20 protein-coding genes are annotated in these 24,364 nt (G+C 43.5%); 15 read left to right on the top strand and 5 right to left on the bottom strand.

Annotated features, from left to right (window positions below; all coding sequences use genetic code 11):
* Nucleotides 1–129 precede the first annotated feature (129 nt).
* From nlpI to deoD, 10 genes are all read left to right on the top strand, one after another.
* Nucleotides 130–1,038, top strand: coding sequence for a lipoprotein NlpI (gene nlpI / locus K0625_RS19260; protein WP_220111163.1), 909 nt, complete (start codon nt 130–132; stop codon nt 1,036–1,038).
* Nucleotides 1,039–1,212: 174 nt separating this feature from the next.
* On the top strand, nt 1,213–2,793 hold the full coding sequence (gene prfC / locus K0625_RS19265; protein ID WP_012326151.1) for a peptide chain release factor 3: 1,581 nt from the start codon (nt 1,213–1,215) through the stop codon (nt 2,791–2,793).
* Between the two features lie 579 nt (nt 2,794–3,372).
* The gene (locus tag K0625_RS19270; protein WP_220111164.1) at nt 3,373–3,537 is read left to right on the top strand and encodes a DUF5363 family protein; all 165 of its coding nucleotides are present in this window, start codon (nt 3,373–3,375) and stop codon (nt 3,535–3,537) included.
* A gap of 35 nt (nt 3,538–3,572) precedes the next feature.
* Nucleotides 3,573–4,337 carry a TatD family hydrolase gene (locus tag K0625_RS19275; RefSeq protein ID WP_220111222.1) on the top strand — a complete coding sequence of 255 codons (765 nt, stop codon included), beginning with the start codon at nt 3,573–3,575 and terminating at the stop codon, nt 4,335–4,337.
* Between the two features lie 175 nt (nt 4,338–4,512).
* Nucleotides 4,513–5,772, top strand: a complete 1,260-nt coding sequence (locus K0625_RS19280; RefSeq protein WP_220111165.1) for a NupC/NupG family nucleoside CNT transporter — start codon at nt 4,513–4,515, stop codon at nt 5,770–5,772.
* A gap of 357 nt (nt 5,773–6,129) precedes the next feature.
* Nucleotides 6,130–6,972: a nucleoside-specific channel-forming Tsx family protein gene (locus K0625_RS19285; RefSeq protein WP_220111166.1), complete on the top strand. Its 843-nt coding sequence runs from the start codon at nt 6,130–6,132 to the stop codon at nt 6,970–6,972.
* 456 nt (nt 6,973–7,428) lie between these two features.
* Nucleotides 7,429–8,202: a deoxyribose-phosphate aldolase gene (deoC, locus tag K0625_RS19290; protein ID WP_220111167.1), complete on the top strand. Its 774-nt coding sequence runs from the start codon at nt 7,429–7,431 to the stop codon at nt 8,200–8,202.
* Nucleotides 8,203–8,410: 208 nt separating this feature from the next.
* On the top strand, nt 8,411–9,742 hold the full coding sequence (gene deoA / locus K0625_RS19295; RefSeq protein ID WP_220111168.1) for a thymidine phosphorylase: 1,332 nt from the start codon (nt 8,411–8,413) through the stop codon (nt 9,740–9,742).
* A gap of 20 nt (nt 9,743–9,762) precedes the next feature.
* Nucleotides 9,763–10,980 (top strand): phosphopentomutase, encoded by a 1,218-nt coding sequence (locus K0625_RS19300; RefSeq protein WP_220111169.1) that lies wholly within the window; start codon nt 9,763–9,765, stop codon nt 10,978–10,980.
* Between the two features lie 114 nt (nt 10,981–11,094).
* Complete coding sequence (deoD, locus tag K0625_RS19305) at nt 11,095–11,805, top strand: purine-nucleoside phosphorylase (RefSeq protein ID WP_012326143.1); 711 nt, start codon at nt 11,095–11,097, stop codon at nt 11,803–11,805.
* A gap of 179 nt (nt 11,806–11,984) precedes the next feature.
* Here the strand turns inward: deoD and K0625_RS19310 are convergent, their stop codons facing one another.
* On the bottom strand, nt 11,985–12,650 hold the full coding sequence (locus tag K0625_RS19310; protein ID WP_065188063.1) for a YtjB family periplasmic protein: 666 nt from the start codon (nt 12,648–12,650) through the stop codon (nt 11,985–11,987).
* Between the two features lie 78 nt (nt 12,651–12,728).
* On the opposite strand from K0625_RS19310, the gene serB reads away from it, so the two are divergent.
* Nucleotides 12,729–13,709: a phosphoserine phosphatase SerB gene (serB, locus tag K0625_RS19315; protein WP_220111170.1), complete on the top strand. Its 981-nt coding sequence runs from the start codon at nt 12,729–12,731 to the stop codon at nt 13,707–13,709.
* A gap of 226 nt (nt 13,710–13,935) precedes the next feature.
* A complete protein-coding gene (locus tag K0625_RS19320; protein WP_220111171.1) occupies nt 13,936–14,850 on the top strand; it encodes an alpha/beta fold hydrolase in 915 nt (304 codons plus the stop codon).
* A 65-nt stretch (nt 14,851–14,915) separates the two neighbouring features.
* On the opposite strand, the gene K0625_RS19325 is transcribed toward K0625_RS19320, so the two are convergent.
* On the bottom strand, nt 14,916–16,154 hold the full coding sequence (locus tag K0625_RS19325; protein WP_220111172.1) for an alpha/beta hydrolase: 1,239 nt from the start codon (nt 16,152–16,154) through the stop codon (nt 14,916–14,918).
* 169 nt (nt 16,155–16,323) lie between these two features.
* Nucleotides 16,324–18,741 carry a PilZ domain-containing protein gene (locus K0625_RS19330; RefSeq protein WP_220111173.1) on the bottom strand — a complete coding sequence of 806 codons (2,418 nt, stop codon included), beginning with the start codon at nt 18,739–18,741 and terminating at the stop codon, nt 16,324–16,326.
* 416 nt (nt 18,742–19,157) lie between these two features.
* Here K0625_RS19330 and radA point away from each other — a divergent pair, with 416 nt between their 5' ends.
* A complete protein-coding gene (gene radA, locus K0625_RS19335) occupies nt 19,158–20,531 on the top strand; it encodes a DNA repair protein RadA (RefSeq protein WP_220111174.1) in 1,374 nt (457 codons plus the stop codon).
* A gap of 614 nt (nt 20,532–21,145) precedes the next feature.
* Entirely contained in the window at nt 21,146–21,376 is a 231-nt protein-coding gene (locus K0625_RS19340) for a DUF2188 domain-containing protein (RefSeq protein ID WP_220111175.1), read from the top strand.
* 560 nt (nt 21,377–21,936) lie between these two features.
* On the opposite strand, the gene K0625_RS19345 is transcribed toward K0625_RS19340, so the two are convergent.
* Nucleotides 21,937–22,314, bottom strand: coding sequence for a PilZ domain-containing protein (locus K0625_RS19345; protein ID WP_220111176.1), 378 nt, complete (start codon nt 22,312–22,314; stop codon nt 21,937–21,939).
* Between the two features lie 239 nt (nt 22,315–22,553).
* Between K0625_RS19345 and torR the strand changes: the two genes are divergently transcribed.
* Nucleotides 22,554–23,285, top strand: a complete 732-nt coding sequence (torR, locus tag K0625_RS19350) for a two-component system response regulator TorR (protein ID WP_220111177.1) — start codon at nt 22,554–22,556, stop codon at nt 23,283–23,285.
* Here the strand turns inward: torR and torT are convergent.
* Complete coding sequence (gene torT, locus K0625_RS19355; RefSeq protein ID WP_220111223.1) at nt 23,269–24,318, bottom strand: TMAO reductase system periplasmic protein TorT; 1,050 nt, start codon at nt 24,316–24,318, stop codon at nt 23,269–23,271. The two genes, torR and torT, sit on opposite strands and share 17 nt — an antisense overlap.
* Nucleotides 24,319–24,364 lie beyond the last annotated feature (46 nt).

Raw genomic sequence — 24,364 nt, forward strand, 5'->3', positions numbered from 1 at the left:
GATCTGCTTTGAGTTATTTCAATTGATATAAGAAGTGTTAGTATCGGTGAAATAATTAAATCCTTGATAGCCGTAGTGATAGCGGATTGCTATGATTACAGCTACAGGTGAATTCAAAGGGTTAAATGGATGATTCAAAAAGTGCGGACAGCCGCTGTAGTCGTATTGGCTGGTATGAGTATCTTACTTACAGGATGTATATCGACTCAGTCCGGAGGGAGTGAACAAGGTAAGGTCATGGTTGAACCTGTCATGCCTGATTACAAGCTTGAGATCACCTTAGCAAAATTAAATGAGATCTTATCGTCAGCTGAGCTCACCGATGCGCAGAGAGCCAGATTCCATTATGACCGTGGCGTGATTTATGACAGTGTTGGATTACGCATACTAAGTCGAATTGATTTTCACCAAGCATTAAAGATGCAGCCAAATCTGGCTGATGCCTATAACTTTATCGGTATCTATTATACTCAGGAAGGCGAGTTCGAAAGTGCCTATGAGGCATTCGATGCTGTGCTTGAGCTCTCACCTGATTACGATTATGCCTTTTTAAATCGTGGCATTGCACTCTATTACGGTGAGCGTAATGAGCTTGCTGCCTCGGATATGGAGTCATTTTATTCCCTTGACCCACAAGATGGCTATCGCGCACTTTGGTTGTATGTGACTGAAAGTGCCAACAACTTAGAGCAAGCTAAGGCTAACTTAGCCGAGAATAGCCTGCGCCTTAACCCGAATACTTGGTCTAGCGTACTTGTCGATTTTTACCTAGGTAAGAAGAGTCGTGATGAGGTGTTTGCTGCTGCAAAAGAGGGACTTTCTCACCCCAATGAATACGCTGAACGCCTTTGTGAAGCGTACTTTTATATTGCCAAAATAGCTCAGCAGAATGGACAAAATATTGATGCTGCAAATTACTTTAGACTGGCGCTAGCAACCAATATCTATGATTTTGTTGAACACAGGTATGCAAGAATTGAGTTGGCGAAAATTAACGCCATCATCTCTGCCGAAAAAATGAGTAACTCTTCTCGTTAATTATTCTGCTGATAGTAAATATCTACCATGGTGTTTAATCTTATAAACCATGGTAGATACCTCTTCTGGCTGGCTTTTCTCCTATCTTTAAATCTCTGGTCCATCGGGTAGCCATTTAGCTTCCTTGACGCTATAATTGCCGCCTTTGCGAACACCATAAATCTGCAGGTTAACATGTCAGGCAATAAAGTTGAGGTCGACAAGCGTCGTACTTTCGCCATTATCTCTCACCCCGATGCGGGTAAGACCACCATTACCGAGAAGGTACTTTTATTTGGCAACGCGTTACAAAAGGCGGGGACAGTAAAAGGTAAGAAATCTGGACAGCATGCTAAGTCAGATTGGATGGAGATGGAGAAAGATCGTGGTATCTCTATTACGACCTCTGTGATGCAGTTTCCATATAATGATGCCTTAGTTAATCTACTCGATACTCCTGGTCACGAAGACTTCTCTGAAGATACCTACCGTACATTAACAGCAGTGGACTCCTGTTTGATGGTTATCGATTCAGCGAAAGGTGTTGAGCAACGTACCATTAAATTAATGGAAGTGACTCGTCTACGTGATACGCCAATCGTAACATTCATGAACAAGTTAGATCGTGATATTCGCGATCCTTTAGAGTTGATGGATGAGGTTGAAGAGGTACTTAACATCGCCTGTGCGCCTATTACTTGGCCAATCAGTTCAGGTAAAGAGTTCAAGGGTGTCTATCATCTGCTGCGTGATGAGGTGATCCTCTATCAAAGTGGTCAAGGACATACGATACAAGACTCTAGAATCATTAAAGGTCTCAATAACCCAGAGCTTGATGAAGCCATTGGTGCTTATGCAGCCGAAGTGCGTGAAGAGCTTGAGCTTGTGCTTGGTGCATCGAACGAGTTTGATCTTGAGATGTTCCTTGCCGGTGAGTTGACTCCTGTTTTCTTTGGTACCGCGTTAGGCAACTTTGGTGTTGATCATATTCTAGACGGTATCGTTGAGTGGGCACCTAAGCCACAAGCTCGCGAAACGGAAGTCAGAGACATCCAACCTGAAGATGAGAAGTTCAGTGGCTTCGTGTTTAAGATCCAGGCGAATATGGATCCGAAACACAGAGACAGAGTTGCCTTTATGCGGATCTGTTCTGGTCGTTATGAGCAGGGGATGAAGATGCATCACGTACGTCTTGGTAAAGATGTTAACGTGAGTGATGCTTTGACCTTTATGGCGGGCGATCGTAATCGTGCTGAAGTGGCTTATCCAGGTGATATTATCGGATTACATAACCACGGTACGATGCGAATTGGTGACACGTTTACCCAAGGGGAGAAGTTCCGCTTTACCGGTATTCCCAATTTCGCTCCTGAGATGTTTAGACGTATCCGTTTAAAAGATCCATTAAAGCAGAAACAGTTGCTCAAAGGGCTAGTACAGCTATCGGAAGAGGGAGCTGTGCAGGTATTTAGACCTATTGACTCTAATGATCTGATTGTGGGTGCTGTTGGTGTGCTCCAGTTTGAAGTGGTTGTTGGCCGCTTGAAGAGTGAATACAAGGTTGAAGCCATCTATGAAGGGATCAGCGTTGCCACTGCTCGCTGGGTTTACTGTGATGATGAGCGTAAGCTTGAAGAGTTCCGCCGTAAGTGCAGTAACAACCTTGCACTGGATGGTGGTGATAACCTGACTTATATCGCACCGACTATGGTAAACCTCAATCTTTCGATGGAGCGCTACCCAGATATTCAGTTTGCTAAGACCCGTGAGAACTAAGATCTAGCGGTTGAAAGTGAGTTATCTCATTAAGCCCTGAACGAAAGTTTGGGGCTTTTTTGCACATGGATGTGCTTATCCGTGATCGCAGGGTACCTGAAATGCTCCCAGCATTTGTCGGTATTCCTTACACTGACCCATAGGGATATGGGGAATGTCTTTAAAGCGTCTGGAACGCTTAAGACCATGTAGGTCAAAGCGATAGAGGGGATTTGCACATGGCCGAAAATGTTCCAGACATTTATTCGGCATTTCCTCCTTGCCCCATAGGGATATGGGAAATGCCAGAGTAATGCCGGGAGCTTTACTGGCCCATGGAGCTCAGATGTGCTTATCCGTGATTGCAGGGCACCTGAAATGCTCCCAGCATTTGTCGGTATTCCTTACACTGACCCATAGGGATATGGGGAATGTCTTTAAAGCGTCTGGAACGCTTAAGACCATGTAGGTCAAAGCGATAGAGGGGATTTGCATATGCTCGAAAATGTTCCAGAGATTTATACTGATTGGTATTAGTTGTGGTTTATCGCCTTAGTGGGGTTATGATAGACAGATAAATTTAACTGTCCTAGGTGCGGTATGAATTGGATTGTAAAAGTCTGGCGAGGCTATATCGCTTGGTGTGATGAGATGGGGTTAACTCCCGAGAATAGACGCTGCTGCGCCCCTAGATTGGAAGAGCCTGAGCTTGTCTCAACTAAACGTGTTTCATCAGATAAATGTGAATCTTCCGAGGATAGCTAGGAGAGCGTGTGTCTGAATCAGTTCATTATCCAAAAATTATTGATAGCCATGCTCACATAGACTTTCCTGAGTTTGATAATGATCGCGCTGAGCTTTTTAAAACGATGAGAGCCCAGGGGATCCACACTGCTCTGATACCGGGCGTCTCCCCCTCCCATTGGGAAAACCAGCTTCATATCGCTGCTCAGTACTCCTGCCCTTATGCACTGGGGATACACCCTTGGTTTTTCAGTGATAACTATAGCGCTGAACTTTCAGGGCTTGATAAAGCCGTTAATCAACGAAAGCAAGAGCCCAAGTTTGTTGCAATAGGCGAGTGTGGTTTAGATAAGCTACGTGGAGGAAACTGGGAGATACAGTTAAAGGTGCTCGAGCATCAATTGGCACTGGCGAAGTCGCTCAACCTGCCGGTAATTTTACATGTCGTTAAGGCTCACAGCGAGCTCATTGCACTTTTGAAAGTATTCAAACTGGCCAGAGGTGGGGTGGTACATGGCTTTTATGGCTCATTAGAGGTTGCTCAGGAGTATGTTAAATTAGGTTATAAACTCGGAATCGGCGGTTTAATTTTAAACAAGGATGCGAAAAAACTTAAAACTTGCGTGACAAATATTTCTCTGAATTCGCTCATAATTGAAACAGATTCCCCTGCTATGAGCCCTAAACACCTAGCTGAAAAACGTAATACACCACTTATTTTGCCCTCAATCATCGAAGAAATTGCGAAATTACAAAAAAAATCGAGTGTTCTGGTTTCAGAACGAATGTTTGAGAATGTAACGCAACTCTTTGACCTTTAATTTATTTTGTTTAAACAGGTGTTAGTCGCATCATAAATTTCTACTAAGGTGCTGAAATTAAACTTCAAAAATTTGATCGAAACGACGATTTTAGCCGTCTGGTCGGGTATAATCGTGCTCGAAAAAGGTTGGTTAACAACATAATTAAAAAGTATTAACAATAGGGTGATGGTTAATGGATATTTTAATGAGTTTAGTAGGGGTGGTCACCTTACTAGCGATAGCGTTCGCGCTATCTAATAATAAAAAAGCAATTAATAAGCGTACTGTATTCGGTGCTCTAGCAATTCAAGCTGCGTTTGGTGGTTTTGTTTTGTATGTACCAGTCGGTAAAGATATCCTTAAGACAGTATCTGACGGCGTATCAAGCGTTATCGGTTACGCTCAAAACGGTATCGGCTTCCTGTTTGGCGACTTGGCTAACTTTAAAGTTGGTTTCATCTTCGCCGTCAATGTACTTCCAGTCATTGTTTTCTTCTCTTCTCTTATTGCAGTCCTTTACTACCTTGGCGTTATGCAGTGGATCATCCGTATTATCGGTGGTGCACTTCAAAAAGCACTAGGTACGAGCCGTACTGAGTCTATGTCTGCAACAGCAAACATCTTCGTAGGTCAAACTGAAGCGCCACTTGTGGTTCGTCCGTTTATCGCGACTATGACTAACTCTGAGCTATTTGCCATCATGGTAGGTGGTTTAGCGTCTATCGCTGGTTCAGTAATGGCTGGTTACGCGCAGATGGGTGTACCTATCGAGTATCTTGTTGCCGCTTCATTCATGGCAGCACCAGGTGGTCTATTAATGGCTAAACTGATGCACCCAGAGACTGAAGAAGCTAAAAACGACATGAGCGATCTACCCGAAGATCCTGACAAGCCAGCTAACGTACTTGACGCTGCAGCTGCAGGTGCTTCATCTGGTATGCACTTAGCACTTAACGTCGGTGCAATGCTACTTGCTTTCGTTGGTCTTATCGCGATGATTAACGGCATTATCGGTGGTATCGGTGGCTTTATCGGTATGGAAGGACTAACGCTTGAGTTGATCCTTGGTTATATCTTTATGCCGCTTGCATTCCTTATCGGTGTACCTTGGAACGAAGCGCTTATTGCGGGCTCTTTCATCGGTCAGAAGATTGTTGTTAACGAGTTTGTTGCTTACCTAAACTTCGCTCCATACCTAAAGGATGTGGCTGACGGTGGTGTATTAGTTGAGGCAACTCAAGCCGCTATGACTGATAGAACCAAAGCTATCATCTCATTCGCTCTGTGTGGTTTCGCTAACCTATCTTCAATCGCGATTCTACTTGGTGGTCTAGGTGCTATGGCGCCTACACGTCGCCATGACCTAGCTAAGCTTGGTATTCGCGCTGTGATTGCAGGTTCTCTTGCAAACTTGATGAGTGCGACGCTAGCAGGTCTATTCCTAGCGATTTAAGCGTACAATTTCTGAGGGGGACTCTCCCCTCTAACTGGTGCACTATTCATGTGAGTAGTGCCCAAGTTAACTCAACCATTTTTCAGATTTAAGTTGGATAGCATCACTAAACAAATTCGTAAAGAATGGTTAGGGATGTGCGGATGAACACGATTTATTAATCGATTTTGCTCTAATCTCTTTATCGAAATCAGTTAATAGATCAGATGTTTGTTTGAATGTTAAAACTTAGTGTTCGCATTTTTACATTAATAATGTTGTGCTTTAGCACAGAATAAGTAAAATGCGGCGCCATAAAAAGAAACGCTGACTCTTTATAAAAAAGAGCGGCAAACCATAAAATAAATGGGGTTGATGATGAAAAACGTTAAAACTATAGCACTAGCTACTGCACTAACAGCAACTATGGCTGCACCAACTTTCGCAGCAGATCGTAGCGACCTACGTGGCGGCGATTACGGCTGGATGCAGTTCAACGCAATGTATGCGTTCAACGAACTTCCATCTGACGGTGATGGTGATGGTCATGATTACCTAGAGATGGAATTTGGTGGCCGCGCTGGTATCGTTGATCTATACGGTTATGTTGATGTATTTAACTTAACTAACAGCAGTTCAGGCGATAAGACTGGTAACGATAGCAAGATGTTCATGAAGTTTGCTCCACGTTTCTCTATCGATGCGATGACAGGTTGGGACCTTTCAGCTGGTCCTATCCAAGAAGTTTACTTCTCAACGCTATTTAACTGGGGTGGCGGTGCATTCAATAAAGATGGAAAAGGTGACGTAAATGCATCTTTTTGGGGTGTCGGTGCTGATGTTATGGTTCCATGGTTAGGTAAAACTGGCATGAACCTATACGCTCACTATGACATGAACATCAAAGAGTGGAACGGTTACCAATTCTCTATGAACTGGTTCAAGCCTGTTATGAACTTTGAAAACGGTTCTTTCATTTCTTTCCAAGGTTATGTTGATTACCAGTTTGGTGCTGATGAAAAGTATGGTAACGAGTTCGTACCACAAAGCACTAGCGGTGGTGCTGCCTACTTCGGTCTACACTGGCATTCAGACAACTATGCTCTAGGTTACGGTCTAAAGGGTTACCAAGATGTATATCTGCTTGAAGATGGTGCAGGTATCGTAGGTCTTGAAACTACTGGTTGGGCACATTACTTAACAGCAACTTACAAGTTCTAAGAGCTGTAAGGGTGTATGAGCCACGCGCTGCGTGGCTCTATTTCCTCTTAATTCGTTACACAAAAAGCAGCTTAATCTTTACTTAAACAGGCTATATTATCTCAGCCTACTTAAGTAAAGGTTTAACTAGATAGTGACCCTATCGCTAGTTATACCTAAAGAACAAGATACACGCGCTAAAATGGAATTTTCGCGGAAAGGTAGAAACCCAATTTTTGTTTTCTCCTTCCCGGTCTTCAAGGATTCAAGTCGTGACCTGAGTGTCAGATAGCGACTCCCTTTGGGAGAGCATTGAATACCTGAATTATTAGAGCTCTTGGTGAGTGAGCTCTGAGACGATGCCCGAAGGCCCGGCCAAAAAAATCATAATAATGCCCAGCCCAAATGCTGTCTCAACTAGATATATTTTTAATTTATTGAACTTTTACACATTTGAATTTGTTTTGGAGAATTATTATGAGCGATTTAAAAAAAGCAGCACAGAAAGCGATTGAGCTGATGGATCTTACCACTCTCAATGATGATGATACCGATCAGAAAGTGATTGAGCTTTGTCATAAAGCTAAGACTCCTGCCGGAAATACCGCTGCTATCTGTATCTACCCAAGATTTATTCCTATTGCGCGTAAGACGCTTAATGAGCTTGGTTGTGAAGATATCAAGATTGCCACTGTCACTAACTTCCCACACGGTAACGATGATATTGCCATTGCGGTACTAGAGACGCGTGCTGCGGTTGCTTACGGCGCTGATGAGGTCGATGTGGTTTTCCCATACCGCTCACTGATGGAAGGCAATGAAACCCTTGGTTTTGAGCTTGTGAAGGCATGTAAAGAAGCTTGTGGTGACGATGCGATCCTTAAGGTGATCATCGAGTCTGGTGTACTAGAAGATCCTGCACTTATCCGTAAAGCATCAGAGCTTTCTATCGATGCCGGTGCAGATTTCATTAAGACCTCTACCGGTAAAGTGCCAGTTAACGCGACCATTGAAGCGGCTGAGATCATGATGACAGTGATCAGTGAGAAGAACACTAAAGTGGGCTTTAAGCCTGCAGGTGGTGTACGTGATGCCGCCGCCGCTGGTGAGTTCCTAGCTCTTGCTGCTCGCCTTCTAGGCGATGACTGGGCCACCCCTGCAACCTTCCGCTTCGGTGCGTCAAGCTTGTTGGTTAACTTGCTCCACACCTTAGAGTTAGGTGAAGAAGCTAAAGGCCCACAGGGTTACTAAGCACTGCTCAATAGCCCTTTTTGATTAAAAAATAGGGCTATTTTTTTAGTTAAGTGTGATCTAAATCTAGTTGGCATCAGCGAAACTTAGTTACTATCGAATGTAGTAAATTTACATGTTCCTCTGTTGCACATCGAAGTTTTACCGATTTTACACTGAGGTTTGTTGCTAAAGATTGAATTTCAGTTACAAACTTGGAGGCAGTACCATGTTTCTAGCACAAGAGATAATTCGTAAAAAGCGCAACGCTGAAGCCTTATTGAAGGAGGAGATCCAGTTCTTCGTTAAAGGCATCACAGATAATACAGTTTCAGAAGGTCAAATCGCAGCCCTTGGCATGGCGGTTTACTTCAACGATATGAACATGGATGAGCGCATTGCGTTGACAACATCCATGCGTGATTCTGGCACAGTACTCGACTGGCAGAGTTTGGACCTTAATGGTCCTATCATAGATAAGCACAGCACCGGCGGTGTTGGTGATGTGATTAGCCTGATGCTTGGCCCTATGGCAGCGGCATGTGGCGGCTATGTTCCTATGATCTCGGGTCGTGGACTCGGCCATACTGGCGGCACATTAGATAAGTTTGATGCCATTCCTGGCTACCAAACTGAGCCAGACAGTGCCCTTTTTAGAAAAGTCGTTAAAGAGGCTGGTGTTGCCATTATTGGCCAGACTGGCGATCTTGTTCCTGCCGATAAACGTTTCTACTCCATTCGTGACAACACTGCGACTGTGGAATCAATCTCCCTTATTACCGCTTCAATTCTTTCTAAGAAATTGGCTGCAGGTCTTGATGCGTTAGCCATGGATGTCAAAGTGGGCAGTGGCGCGTTTATGCCTACTTATGAAGCCTCAGAGGAGCTTGCTCGTAGTATTACGGCTGTGGCTAACGGTGCTGGAACTAAAACCACTGCGCTACTTACCGATATGAACCAAGTGCTTGCATCTTGTGCTGGTAACGCGGTAGAGGTGAAAGAGGCGATTGACTTCCTAACAGGTAAATATCGTAATCCACGTCTCTATGAAGTCACCATGGGGCTTTGCGCCGAGATGTTGATGTTAGGTGGCATTGCCACGACTGAAACTCAAGCCCGTGAAAAGCTCAATGCAGTACTTGATAACGGTAAAGCGGCAGAGATCTTTGGCCGTATGATCTCAGGTTTAGGCGGCCCGACAGATTTTGTTGAAAACCCAGGTCTATACCTACCAGAATCTAAGATTATTCGTCCAGTCTATGCTGAGCAAATAGGTTTTGCTACATCGATGGACACCCGCGAGCTTGGTCTTGCCGTTGTCACCTTAGGTGGCGGACGTCGTAAGCCAGGTGATGCACTCGATTACAGTGTTGGTCTGACACAAGTGTGTGCCTTAGGTGATGAGATATCGAAAGATAAACCCATTGCCATGATCCACGCTCAGACTGAAACAGCATTTGCAGAAGCTGAAAGTGCGGTGAGAAAAGCGATCCATATTGGCGAGTCTCGCCCAGAGAAAACGCCTGAAATTTATCGTTATATCCGCGCTAGCGATCTGTAACTCGCAAAGTAGAGGTTAATATGAAAAGAACAATCATAATGATGTTGGACTCATTTGGCGTAGGAGCAGCTACTGACGCTGAATCTTTCGGTGATCTGGGTTCAGATACTTTTGGTAGCATAGCGAAAGCGTGCGCCGAAGGAAGAGCCGACATAGGCCGTGAAGGCCCGCTTAAACTACCAAACCTTTCTAAACTTGGTTTAGCATTGGCGGCGAAAGAGAGTACTGGATCTTTTGCTCCAGGCTTTAGCGATGATGTTGAGGTGATTGGTGCCTATGGCCACGCAGATGAGCTAAGTACTGGTAAAGATACGCCTAGTGGTCACTGGGAGATGGCGGGTGTGCCAGTTCTCTATGAGTGGGGTTATTTCAGCGATCTGACTAACTCTTTTCCAAAAGAGCTTACCGACAAAATCTTAGCCAGAGCTGGTCTCGATGGCTACTTAGGTAATTGCCATGCTTCTGGAACTGCCATTCTAGAAGAGTTAGGCGAAGAGCATATGCGCACAGGTAAGCCTATCTTCTATACCTCTGCCGACTCTGTTTTTCAAATAGCATGTCATGAAGAGAGTTTTGGGTTAGAAAACCTTTACAACTTATGTATCATCGCCCGTGAAGAGCTTGAGCCCTATAATATAGGTCGTGTTATCGCTCGCGCCTTCGTTGGGACTGGCCCAAGTGATTTTGCCCGTACCGGTAATCGCCGTGACTACGCGGTTGAGCCACCTTCAAAAACGGTACTTGATAAGATGAAAGCCGCCGGTGGTGAAGTGGTGAGTGTCGGTAAAATTGCCGATATCTATGCCAACTGCGGTATCACTCAAAAAGTGAAAGCAACGGGCCTAGAAGCGCTGTTTGATGCAACTCTTGAGCAGGTTAAAGCGGCAGGTGATAAGAGTATTGTCTTCACAAACTTTGTTGATTTCGACTCCCATTACGGTCACCGTCGTGATATTGCAGGTTACGCGAAAGCCCTTGAGTATTTTGATTCTCGTTTACCTGAAATATTTGAAATTTTAGGCGAAGATGACCTGCTGTTACTGACAGCGGATCACGGTTGTGATCCAAGCTGGAAAGGAACAGATCATACCCGTGAACGTGTGCCTGTATTGGCCTATGGCGCTGGGTTGAAAGCGGGATCTTTAGGACGCCGCAATAGCTTCGCCGATATTGGTCAATCGATTGCAAGTTACTTTAAGCTTGAGCCGATGGAGTACGGTGAGTCTTTCATTAAATAGTGGAAAGGCTTGGAGCTACGAATTTAAAAATTTGGCGGTGATGGCCGCCAGTTACAAGACTTAAGTACTCTTTTAAAGTACTAGTTTAAGTTATAAATATAAGGGGTTATATAGATGGCTACACCACATATTAATGCAGCAGACGGTGCTTTTGCTGAAACAGTACTTTTCCCAGGCGATCCGCTACGTGCTAAGTACATTGCTGAGACTTTCCTTGAGAACGTTGAGCAAGTGACTGATGTTCGTAACATGTTTGGTTACACTGGTACTTACAAAGGGACTCGTATCTCTGTTATGGGTTCAGGCATGGGCATCCCTTCTGCTTCTATCTACGCGACAGAGCTCATCAAAGACTACGGCGTGAAGAACCTAATCCGTGTTGGTACTTGTGGCGCAGTAAGCACAGACGTTAAAGTTCGTGACGTACTGATCGGTATGGGTGCTTGTACTGACTCTCAAGTTAACCGTCTACGTTTCAAAGGCCAAGACTTCGCAGCTATCGCTGATTACAGCCTACTTAGCGCAGTTGTTAAAGCCGCTGATGCGAAAGGTACTAAGTACCGTGTCGGTAACGTTTTCTCAGCTGATCTTTTCTACACTCCAGATCCAGAGATGTTTGATGTGATGGAAAAGATGAACATTCTAGGTGTTGAGATGGAAGCGGCTGGCCTTTACGGTGTTGCTGCTGAGTTCGGTGCTAAAGCCTTGTGTGTTGTGACTGTATCAGATCACATCCGTACTGGTGAGAAGACATCTTCAGATGAGCGTCAAACTACGTTCAACGAGATGATCGAGATGACACTAGACGCAGCTATCACACTTTAATCTAATTGATATAAGGTGCTGATGTTCCTCTTTTTATACTGATTAGTATTAGAGGAAAGCTAAATAAAACGGGCTCATAATATGAGCCCGTTTTTTATGTTGATCTTTTCTGCTTTCTCTATCTTCTTCGCTACTCGCTACTCGCTACTCGCTACTCGCTACTCGCTACTCGCTACTCGCTACTCGCTACTCGCTACTTCTTCCGGTAATGTTTCTTTCTTGAGTTTGCTCGGTTTCTTTCTGAGTTTAAAGCGTGTTTTCCTACGGTCAAAATCAGCCCGCTTAAAGGAGAGAGCTCGCGACAGTAACATACCTATTAAGCCTGCGATAATCAGCATCATCTGTTGCTGCTTCATGTTTATCTGATGCGCTTCTTTAATCTCATTAAAGAAGAGGCGGGGCTCCAATCTGACCTCAATAAAGCCTAAGTTATTACCATCTTGAGAAACAGCCTCAACATAGGGAGGGTAGGGAGCGAGCAATGCTTGTAACTCTTCAGACTCTGGCTCTAACTCCTCGGTGCTAACACTTTGAGCAAAGGAGAGCCTTTGACCATCTTCACTGAAAATACTGGCCGACATCACCTTAGGGTCGAGCACCAAAGCGGTGGCGAGCCATTGCAGCTGCTCATCATTTTCAAGCTGCAGTGCCGGAGCGGCGCCATAAGCTGTTTGTTGAACCATTAATCTGGCCATCTTTTCAGTTTGGGACTTTAGAAGCTGCTGGCCTTGTAGTAGGCTAGTTTCCCATAACTGAATAAGTCCCACTGCCAACGTCAGTGCGATAGTGATCTGTATAAACCTGCTGATCCTATGACTCTTTTTCAGTCCTTTAAGAAAAAACACTGTGTACCTGAATTTATTATGGGTTTACCTAATCATAATTGATTATGACCCTGCCCGATAGCCGGAGAAGCATTGCTGATGGAAAGTCTGAACCACGTGTCACTATTTTCATGGTTGAAAGAGGAGCAAACCCTTACTTTTAATGCTCAAACACTTTCTATATCTCGTCATCTTGAGTCTGAGCTTCCTAATGGAGCGGTTAGGTATCGATGTGTGTATTCTGAGCAATCCGTAGAGAGCGAGTTAGCTAGATTACTTGTTGTGCTTTCTCAGCCCGTTTCGCTTGCTTATATCGTTCGAAAAAATGCACTGCACTGTATAGAGCTGCGTTTAGATAAGCCTCTCAATGCGACAGAGAGAGAACAGTACGCCTTAATTGACGGCGTTGAGTTTTTCTCTATTAGTCCAAATCAAGCGGTACTCAATCGCTGTGGTTTATTAGTGATGGATATGGATTCCACTGCCATTGAGATTGAGTGTATCGATGAGCTAGCAGTCATGGCTGGTGTAGGGGAGGCGGTTGCAGAGGTGACCGAGCGTGCCATGCAGGGGGAACTGGATTTTGAAGAGAGCTTGAGGGCAAGAGTTGCTCAACTTGAAGGTGCGGACGAGGCGATTATACAGATCCTATGTGACAAGCTTCCTCTGATGCCAGGTTTAACGGAGATGGTGGCTGAGCTGCAATCATATGGTTGGCGACTTGTCGTTGCATCAGGCGGATTTACCCCGTTTGTTGGTCATCTTAAGCAGTTATTGGATCTTGATGCTGCCTACGCCAATGAGTTGGTGTTCGAAGGAGGAAAGCTGACAGGCCAGGTGACAGGTCAGGTGGTCGATGCTCAGTTTAAGGCGGATACGGTTGTGCGCTGCGCCCAAGCTTGGGAGATCCCAAAGGGCCAACGACTTGCAATCGGTGACGGGGCGAATGATATCCCTATGATTGAGATCGCAGATTTTGGTATCGCCTACCATGCAAAACCAAAACTTGAAGCTGCAGCCGATGTTGCCATTAAACAGTTAGATCTAAAAGTATTGCCATATCTGTTGCAGTTAATTTAGTGATACAAGTTAGTATTAACCTCTGAGTTAGGCCCATCGATAGCAAAACGGTTGTTTTCCTATCGATGGGCTTAATTTTTTATGTTTTAAATGAGGTCATATCAATTTGAACTCATTCATCTTATCTGTTCTCCCTAGTTCATATGCCACTTTATTGAGTGTTTACTCTTGTTTTTTCATTTCAAGTCAGTAGTTTATTATTTTCATTAGTCAGTAAATAGTGATTGTGGATTTGGAACAAACCTCTTTTTATATCCCTTATCTTGAAGGTCAACTGCACCTTAGACAGGTAAAGCTAGCCAATGCCGATATGCATAAGCCGCCCATATTAATGCTCCATGGTGCCATGTCTAACGGTAAGGTGTTTTACAGTGAGTCTGGACGAGGTCTCGCTTGTTTTTTAGCTGAAGCTGGCTTTGTTGTGTATGTGCTCGATACTCAGGGGCGTGGTCTAAGTACGCCTAAGATCCAGCGAGGGTTTAAAGAGGGACAGGGGGAGGTGATCCGTGAACAGCTTCCCTTAGTGCATCACTATATCATGGGACTTCACTCTCAAGTATCGAGTATTCATTGGTGTGCTCATTCCTGGGGGGGCGTTCTAATGGCCAGTGCTATCTCTCGTTTTCCCCTGTTTCAGGAGAGTGTGGCATCCTTACTTACCTTCGGGACTAAGCGCACCATTAAAGTGAGCTCTGTTAAGAAGTATATGATGGTTAATATTGGCTGGAATAAGTTGGCTAAGATGATTGCGTGGGGCCATGGTTACCTTGCTGCTGATCGCTGGGGAATGGGGATGGATAATGAGAGTCGTCGTTCCCTGTCACAATGTGTAGATTGGGTAAGGGGAGATTGGATAGATCATGATGATGGTTTTGATTATGCCCGAGCGGCGCAAGTTGTCGCAAATAAGGATAAGTGGCCTAAGTCTTGGTTTATTGCGGGCCTAGGGGATGAGGTACTAGGCAATCCTGCCGATGTGCAGAGGATGATCCAAGAGTGTCAGTTTTCCGATGTAGAATATACCTTACTTGCCAAGTCTCAGGGGCATAAACATGATTATGGCCATGCCGATATGTTGATCCATAAAGATGCGGTTGATGATCATTTTATTCAGATCAGAGATTGGTACCAAAATATTTAGTTATTGCTATTAAGGCCCTAGTTGTTGGAGTGAATTTTCACAACTAGGGACTTAGATGTAAGGCCCTATTTAAGCTCCCACACCTCCCAGCTTTCAAGGGCATACTTTTTCGCTAACATTAATGCTTGCTCTTGATGTTGTTTCGCCAGTTCAGGTTTATCAGTACTTTTATAATAGATACTCATCTGCTTATGCCAGCCTGGTAGTGTTTCTCCCTCAGCTTTCACACCGTTGAGTAGTTGAGCTACACGCTTAAAATCTTGTTTCTTATTAAAGCCTTTGGCTAGCTGAATACTTACATTGGCGAAAGATTCAGGAAACTGCTTTTTCACCGCTGTTAGCACGTTATCGACCTCATCTAGCTGCTTAGACCAAAATAGGTACTTAGCAAATTGATAGGCAGTGAGCCACTCAAACTGAAATCCAGCCCAATTTTTCTGTTGCTGATTAAAGTGAGCTAACACTTGCTTGTAGTCTCCTATGGCTAACATGTCTGTGCCGTCAATGGCGTAGTTTGGTGCTAAAAATTGTAACCCATCGTAGAGGGCTGGAAGGGCGGTGGTGAAGTGATTCTCGTTAGGGTAGTGCTTATATTCCCAATTTAGCTTTTCAGGCGCAACTTGCTCAAATACTTGAATTAACTTTTCAACTCCCATCCCCTCCTCATTAGCCAGTGAGATAAACACCGGAGAGGTTATTTTTCCTTGTTTGAGCAGAGGCTCAATCTTTCCTGGTAGGCTGTTGCCGTCATGCCAAGCACTGGGGCTCATGGCTAAGAACGCATCAAATGGCGTCTGTGTTTGCATCATGCTGTAGAGAGTGAATAGACCGCCAAGTGAGTAGCCAGCGAGAGCCTTGCGGTCATCGGTTCGAAATTGAGCGTCGATAGTTGGCAACAACTCCTGTTTCAAGTATGTGTGGAATTGAGCTGCACCGCCAAAAGCATCGTCTTTACCATCGGGCCAAGTTGTTGTTTTAAGGTAGTCATCATCTCCCTGATTGGCGATACCTACGACTATCATAGGCGGTAACTTTCCCATACGAGTCAGATGCTTCACTATTGATGAGACATGATGAAACTGGAAGTCAGCATCTATGATATAGAGTGTTGGGAAGCGTCTTTGATTGACTTGATACCGCTCGGGAAGCGAGACCATATAGCGCCTCTTCTGTGCAAGTATCTGTGAGTGGTGCTGATATTCATAAGCACTCACTATCGGAGTCTTATCTAAAGAGTTGGCATTGAGGTTTGAACTGGTGAGCAGTATAAGGCTAACTGCGATTGTTATGAGGATACTTTTCATCAGGTTTACTATCTCTTTTATTGGATTATTCTGATTGTTATTAGCCTACATGCTTTTAGCTGAAAGACAGTTTAGCAAAGGTGAAGTTAGGTGAAACTGGAGGGAGTTAGGGTGAAAATTGGGTGAAGCCCCATTAAGACTGGGGCAAAGTCTGAGCCTACTTGATTAATTAAGCGGAGCTATTTTCTGGTTCACGTTCTGTCTGCTGATAGAGATCAGGATACCTAAGCAGTACCTCCTCGGTGATATCTAGAAGTTCACCTACGCCAACAATTCGCCATAAACGTTCCTGTAACTGCTTTGCCTTATGATGGGCATGTACAGTTATGTACTCCATCTCCTTACGGATATAACTAAGATCTGGTTTATCGGTGACACCTCGATAAACTCTTAAGGCCATAAATCGCCCTAGATTTTGACTTTGGGTGATAAAGTGTTCTCTAGCCTTAGTATCACCAATCTCGTTGGGGGCAACGCATTTTACTTTTACCTCTCCAAGGGATTGCCTAGATATCTGTAGGTAGAGCTCGAAGTACTCGAGACCCGTTTGGTGTTTCATTGCTCGAATAGGGTCTATAAAATCTTGCTTTAATCGCCCATCTTTAAGTAAGGAGGCGAGGTTATACTCCAGTGAGCGAGAGGCCGATGCCGCAAATAGATCGGTGATCTCATTTTTATGGGTACTGACCCCTAAGGTACTTAATTTAGCTGATTTAACGGTTTTCTCGATAAAGAAAGGGACTGAGTCTAAGTTACGTACTAGTAAGTTCTTTAAGGCATCAGCTAACTCTTTCATCTCACTGTTGGCTTCAGTTAATTTCTCAAGTTTGTCGCGGTTATTAGTGATGAGTTTATTCATAAATTCGACACCAATATGAGGTGAATGCCCCATCACTGCCGCCAAATGGATACTCGAACCTGATTGTCTCTCCCTGATTAATCGGTAGGGAAGCTGACTTAGATCTATTTTACCAGCGATAGATTGTAGCTTGGGAAAAGTCAGTTGTATTGGCGCGGTTCTGTCGAAATTAATAGGTTGCTCTAATGCAAGCTGTAAGCCTTTACTGGAGATATCTCGGGTAATGCCCGTGACGACTTTTTTACCTTGGCTGGCTTTCACTTGAGTCTTAAATGAAAATCTAGCCTCATTACGTCGTTCACTAAATTGGAGCGAAAGTAACTTGACGTTGTTTTTCAATAATTTCTGTTGACCGAATACCTTAAGCTCATTGGTAGCCTTATCAGATCTGTCGTTCCAGCTAAGATAGTGCTCTTTCGCTTGTGGATCGGTGAGATCGATGAGCTGTAGCACATGGGAGAAACGTTTGAGTTGCGCCTCGGTAAGTGCTGAGTAGCAGCTATCATCACCAGGCAGTATGCTGGCTTTGTATGATTTTCTATGATCGATTGCATGATAGGTTAGCTTCAGTGTTTTCCATGATGGCTTGGTGGAGCCAAAACTTAAAAACAGTGAGAGAAGCCTAGTCTCTTTCAATTCTGCTAACGTGGCTGAATAGAAGTAAACTCGGCCATTACTGTGGAAAGTGAAACAGAAAAACAGGGTATGATCTTTGTTATCTGGCTCATCTATCATGGCCTTGATCCTGCTGCCAGTGATCATGTTTGGCAGTTGACTGATATCTTGCTCATCTTGAAAATAATATTGCAGCTGCTGGTTATCTCGGCTTAAGAGCTTATGGGTTATTTTATAGTTATCAGCATCGGGCTCAATAAAGATCGGTAAATGAGGAAGGTGAGGCAGATAGTGACGCTCAAAGCCAAGTCCAGTTGCTGCCACTAAGATATCGTTGATATCGACTTTATACCTGAACTTATAACCCTTAATTAGATTGGAGAGCATCTGCGTGAGTGCGTCACTGCCACCGACTCGTTTTAGGCGCATCCAGCAATACTCTGAACTGGTTTCTGTATCGACAATCTGATATTCAACACCTTGTTGTAGATCTTCGTGATAGTACTCATCACTGAGCTCAAGCAGCTTTATCTTTATTGGATTATCGACGTTAAAACTATGCTTTAATGGTAGACGTATACGCGCTCCACCTACGGAGAGATCGACTGTGATCCCTAGGCTCTCGTTTCGACCGGGTTGGGAGGCTGAGATCCGAATGCTGTAATTCATCCTCTCTTCACTACGGTTGAAGTAGCTGCCTAAAACAACGCCCGTTGCAATATAAGGTTCAGGAGTCGAGACCTCAGTTGCACTGCCTGTCTCCTGCAGTTTTGTTTTACGGCGTCGATGGGCATCGATGACATGTTCATAAACGCCTAATGTATACTTGCCATGGTAGAGAGCCATGGACTCTTTAAAACTCTCTTTTGCTGGCTCATCTAAATAATGATGACGATCCCCATCTGTGACCTCTTCACAGGCAAGTTCAGACTTATCTCTAAGATCTATGATACGTGTACAGAGCGCAGAGATGCGATTGAGCTCCATCTTTAGAAGAAAACGGGTTGAGTTGGACTCATCTTTTGTCAGCATATCGAAAATAGCCTGGAAGTCGGGTTCCATTAAGAGGGGCTTTAGCTGTTCTATTAATGCACTGTGTTCGTCTAAACTCATTACTCACTCATATTATTCGTAGGGAGGCGTTGTTATTTGTTGCTGTACTATTTTAAGTAAAGGAGATGAAAAATACTGCTTAAATATCTGGATTCACTATTTTAATATAGGGTATAAAACACCTCTTATTGAGGTGATAATTCTATCCATGACTGATAATCTTATTGCCAACAGATCTTATGTCGGCTGTTAGAGAAAATTCTTGATAATGAATTTTCAATCAGTTTAATGATAAGTCGTTATTATCATTTGATTATCGCAACACGTTCACCGCTTTAACTCAAGCTAGAGACCATTTTTATGATATCACAGGCAAGATAAGCAAGTGGTCGTTTGAGCTTGTGAAAACGTCTGCTTAATAGTGAGACTGTTCGTTAGCATTCAATTCAATCGTTTTTCAATAGTTATGTAGAGATATGGCAAAAAATAAAACAGCATATGTGTGTAATGAGTGTGGTCAGGACTTTCCTCGTTGGCAGGGGCAATGCAGTGCCTGTCATGAGTGGAACACCATCACTGAGGTGCGTTTAAGCAGTGCCAAGTCTTCAGGCTCCTCTGTGGCTGGTTATGCAGGCTCTGTTGGAGGTGGTTCAAAGAGACTGAGTGAGGTTGAGGAGTTTGAAGCACAAAAGATGCTTACCGGGATAGGTGAGCTTGACCGCGTATTGTGTGGCGGGCTTACTACTGGTTCAGTCAATATCATCTCTGGGGATCCTGGTGCGGGTAAGACGACATTATTGTCTGATCTTGTTTCGCGTATGTCCCAAATTATGCCGTCTCTATACTGTACAGCTGAAGAGTCACTTTCACAGTTTAAGAACCGTGTTAACCGTCTTAAATTAAACTGTAATGAGGAAAACTTGTACTTAATGGCGGAAACCAGCGTTGAAGCGATTATTGCAGAGCTCGAGGCTAAAAAGGTCAAATTTGCCGTTATCGACTCTATTCAAGCCGTTGTTACCGACTTAGCAAACGGCAGTCCAGGCTCTCCCTCACAGGTTAAAAGCAGTGCTCAGTCATTGACTCAATACTGCAAGCAGAACAATGTCACCATGTTTTTAGTGGCGCACGTGAACAAAAACAATGAAACGGCGGGGCCGCAGACCCTGATCCATATCGTAGATTGTTTGACGCATCTTGAGTGTAATGACGGTCAGGTAAGAACCCTTAGAGCTAACAAGAACCGTTTTGGCGATGTTGATACTGTGGGTATCTTTAGAATGACAGAGCGAGGCATGCTCAGTGTCGATAACCCAAGTGAGATCTTTCTATCGGGTTCATCAACCCAGTCCCCCGGCGCCGCCATTACCTGTATCCGTAAGGGAAACCGTAATCTTTTACTGGAGATCCAGTGCCTAACCACAGAAACCGAAGGGGAGTTTCCTCAACGTGTCTGTGTTGGTCTCAACATGAACCGAATTAAGATGCTAACGGGAATATTGCGAAAACACACCCGCACTAAGATATTTCACGATACCTACTTTAACTTAGTGGGTGGCCTGAAGATTGATGAATCGGAAACCTGTATCGACTTAGCCTTGGTAACGGCACTCTTGAGTAGCTTAAATGATTTTGTGGTACCAAGAACCACCTGCATCATGGGCGAGCTTAGCTTAAATGGCGACGTCAGACCTATAGACAGTGGCGTTCCAAGGGTGAAAGAAGCGGTTCAGCATGGCTTTACCGAGGTATTTATCCCTTTTCGTAACTACCATAAATCCATGGAGGGGTTAGGCGCTAAAATTATCCCAGTGAAAACCATTCACGAATTGCTTGAATTAATCAATTAACTCTCTAGTTTTTTTAGGCTTTATTGGGCTGTTTATGTTGTCTTAGTTAGTGTGGTTACTTTATTAGGTCTTAGTTGCTTGCAACAGACCTATGTGTTCATTGTTGAGAAATTTGTTCGGTAACGGATTGTATTAAACATTAATTGACTTCCACGATTAGAGAACATTAAATGCCTAGCTCTTTTTGTGGAAACCCCATTACTATTAGTCTTCCACCGCTTATATCCATCGTCAGTGAGGAATATTTGAAGGTTAGAGCAAACAAAGCATATTAAGTCGAGTGATTCACTTTTCTCGTAATCTTGATATTCCTCACTTTGATATTTTGTTATCCCGGTATTACCGTCGGACATTAATTCTTTTAGTACAGTTTGAGCATTATCACTATCAATATCCCAAGCACCAAATTCAGTTTTGAGTTCATGTACTTCAGATGCTAGTAGCGCTAAAAGAATTGAAGTTAACACGAAGCTAATTTTGCCATGAGTTTACGAATTTGTTAGGCATTTTTTAGACCATACACCTTGAATCAGACTGTATAAATACCCATGTAATAAGTGTGTTTTATTGCACATGGTGATCCAACTTACTACTTATTCATTATGAGGTAATTTATGTCTAAAGATGATTACAACGTGTACCAAGATAGCGATGGTACATGGAAAGGAAAACGTGAAGATGCAAGCCGAGCTAGCGTGACTGGAGCAACTCAAAAAGAAGTATTTGAAAGAGCTAGGGAACTAGCACAAAAAGCACAATCTGAAGTTTCGATCCATCGTGGTGATAACGGTAAGATCCGTGCGAAACACAGCTATGGAAATGACCCGAAAAGCACCAAAGGATAAATCTTAAAATTATGAGGGAGTTAAAATCAAGCTCCCTTTAATGCCTAACTGTATATTAGGCTGAACTTTGAATAAGAACATTCCCCATAAGAACGATTTTTACAAGTGATAGCCTTTGTATTTATTGCTTAAAGTTAACAGTAAAGCTATTAACCATCAATGAGTTAATATTGGCAACTTGCTAGTTATCAACTCTCTTTTTTGAGTGGAACAAATAATCTCGATTTTTGCAAAAAATGCAAGGTATAAACTGTTCAACTTAGCCATAGTCTAGAGCCACAATTCCAGTAATAAAGCCAAATCGAAGAAGTAAATGAACAGGTGCAGATTCAGCTGCGAGTTTCGGTTTCAAGGATGAAACCGTAAAGCGGCCAAGGATGGCTTCACAGCGCCTCGCAGAAGTAACTGCACATTGCCCGCTGGGAAGCGATAGATCACAGTGAAGGTACAATCTTCAACAATCCAATGCCAATTTAGATAAAAGTTAACATATAAAAAATGTAATAAGCCTTCATTCGAAGGCCTATTAACAGAAGTTAAATCAGAAATGTCGCGAACCTTCAATCCAAGGTTGGTTTATCATGTGCATCAATAAAGTTTTCCAGCTCACGGTTGAGTAGAGAGGCATCGCCTAAATTGAGTTCTAGCATACGCCTGAGGTGACTGATACTTTCAACATCGATGTGGAAACATTTAAGCCCTAAGAGTCGCTCGGTTGAGTAAACCAGTGTGGCTTCCATTCGCAATTCGATATCTGAATCGGGGAGAGAGAAACCGAGTGTGATAGTGCCCTCTGCTGGTGCAAAATCCATTGGTTTATCAATCAGTGCTCCATTTAGACTCAAGTCATGAATTTTAGTCGCCCACATATTTTCGCCTTGATTGAGATAGGCGGTTGTATTAAACAAAATACGGGAAAACTGACGCCTTTCATCCATAAGTCATCCTTAATGTACCGGTTAGAAAATAGCTTAAAAATTAATATGCTTCGCTATAAGCATATGCCACTTTGTTATGGGTGTAAAAATTCTTGCGATATTAATGTTTTTTTACTGATCAAACTCACTTTATGTTGGCCATTTATCGATCAAATCGGATATTTTACACATTGCTTATATGCAAATATGAAAAAATGTGAATAATTGAGAAGATGTTTCGGGATAGGATAATTTAAGCCATGGCGTATAACGTGTTGGTTGTCGACGATGAGTCAGTCATTCGTGCAAGGTTAAAAGGGTATTTTGAGAAGGAGGGCTATCGGGTCCAACAGGCTCAAAATGGCGAGCAGATGTGGCATGAGTTTAATCGTCAACATATCGATCTTGTTATACTCGATATTAATCTACAGGGCAGTAATGGATTAAATTCTGGTGCCGATGGTTTAAGCCTGACAAGAGAGCTAAGAAGCCGTTCCGATGTAGGCATTATACTGGTCACAGGTCGTGATGAGGCGATAGATAAGATCATTGGTTTGGAGATGGGAGCCGACGATTATGTGACTAAGCCTTTTGAGTTGCGTGAGCTGTTAGTTAGGGTAAAAAACCTGCTTTGGCGGATCTCGCTTGTTCGTCAGGCTGAGCAGAAAGTTATTGAGCAGCTTGAAGAAAAAGATGATGTGATCGTATTTGATGGTTATGCACTTGAGCTCAATAGCCGTAAACTACTTCATGGTGAGGATCTCATTAAGCTGACGAAAGCAGAGTTTGAGTTACTGGCTGCTTTTGCACTGCATCCGCAACAAGTGCTTTCCCGCGAGCGTCTTATGCAGCAAACAAGTCATAGAAATCAAGATGTTAATGATAGAACTATCGATGTCATCTTAAGACGATTACGCAATAAACTTAATCCAGATTTATTTGTGACGGTTCACGGAGAGGGCTACTTATTCTCAGCTAAGGTTGAGGATTAACGCTGTAGACAGGGTAGAAGTTGGCTGGAGCTAAGCTCTTGCTTAGTTTGTTTTTGATCTTGTCTTGATTGAGCTTCTGAGCGTTTATCCCTTGAATCTTGGGACCAATATCACCATGAATAGCATTTCCTTCTAGCTCTTTGACAACAATATCAATAGCCAGTTTTCCCTGTAAAACTACTAAGTCATCGCTGCTAAAGGAGACTTTATCTCTGAATAAGCCTCTTAGTACACCAGGAGATAGGTAACTGCTGACGAGTTTTACTTTGCCCTCTAAATGTTTATGGCCTATTTCGCCGATGGCTGCCTCTATGGCGACGGCACTGCCTAAGATGTAATTTGGGCTCTGATCATCGAGTAGGTGATGTAGCTGATCCCGGTAAAGATCCCGATTATTGTCTGCATGACGTATAGAGGAGATCTTGATATCGCTCTCTTTTAATGCATCGAATACCCCTTGGTCTACCCAATCGCTCCCACCTAGTTTTTCTGGGCCAGTCAGTAGTGCTAAATCTTTCTGTTTCTTATGGCTGCTTGTAGGAGATAGAGTCAGATCATTTTTGATAAACTGACCCGCATGCCAGCCCATCTGATACCAATTGACTCCGATCCGTGTCGTAATGGTGGGGCTGTCGACTCTATTGACCAATGCGATAACTGGTTTAGTGATTGGACCGTGGTAATATGCAATGAGTTTGGGGTCGACAGTGCCAAGTAAAATGGCATCAAAATCCCCTTTCATGCAGTTGCTGAGTTGTTTTAGTTGTTTCTTTTTATGGTAATAACTTCCAGCTTCAAATAGCTCGAGTTTGATATTGAGCTTAGTGGCTTGCTGCACTAAGCCATAATCAATGCCGATCCAGTAAGCATCTTTTAGATGGGGAACAAGAGCACAGATTTTCCAAGGTTGTTGAGTCTGTTTAAGCGGTGTATAAAGCAGAGTGTTTGCGGTTTGAACCTTGGTATTGTAAGGAGTACGCTGCTCTAAGGACCAAGTTTCACCGTTGGCCTGGAGGGCAAAGAGAAGTGGCATGATACTGACGAACGTTGAGATTATTTTTTTTAAAGTCACTTTTCAC

Source organism: Shewanella nanhaiensis (genome assembly GCF_019457885.1).
Lineage (GTDB): Bacteria > Pseudomonadota > Gammaproteobacteria > Enterobacterales > Shewanellaceae > Shewanella > Shewanella nanhaiensis.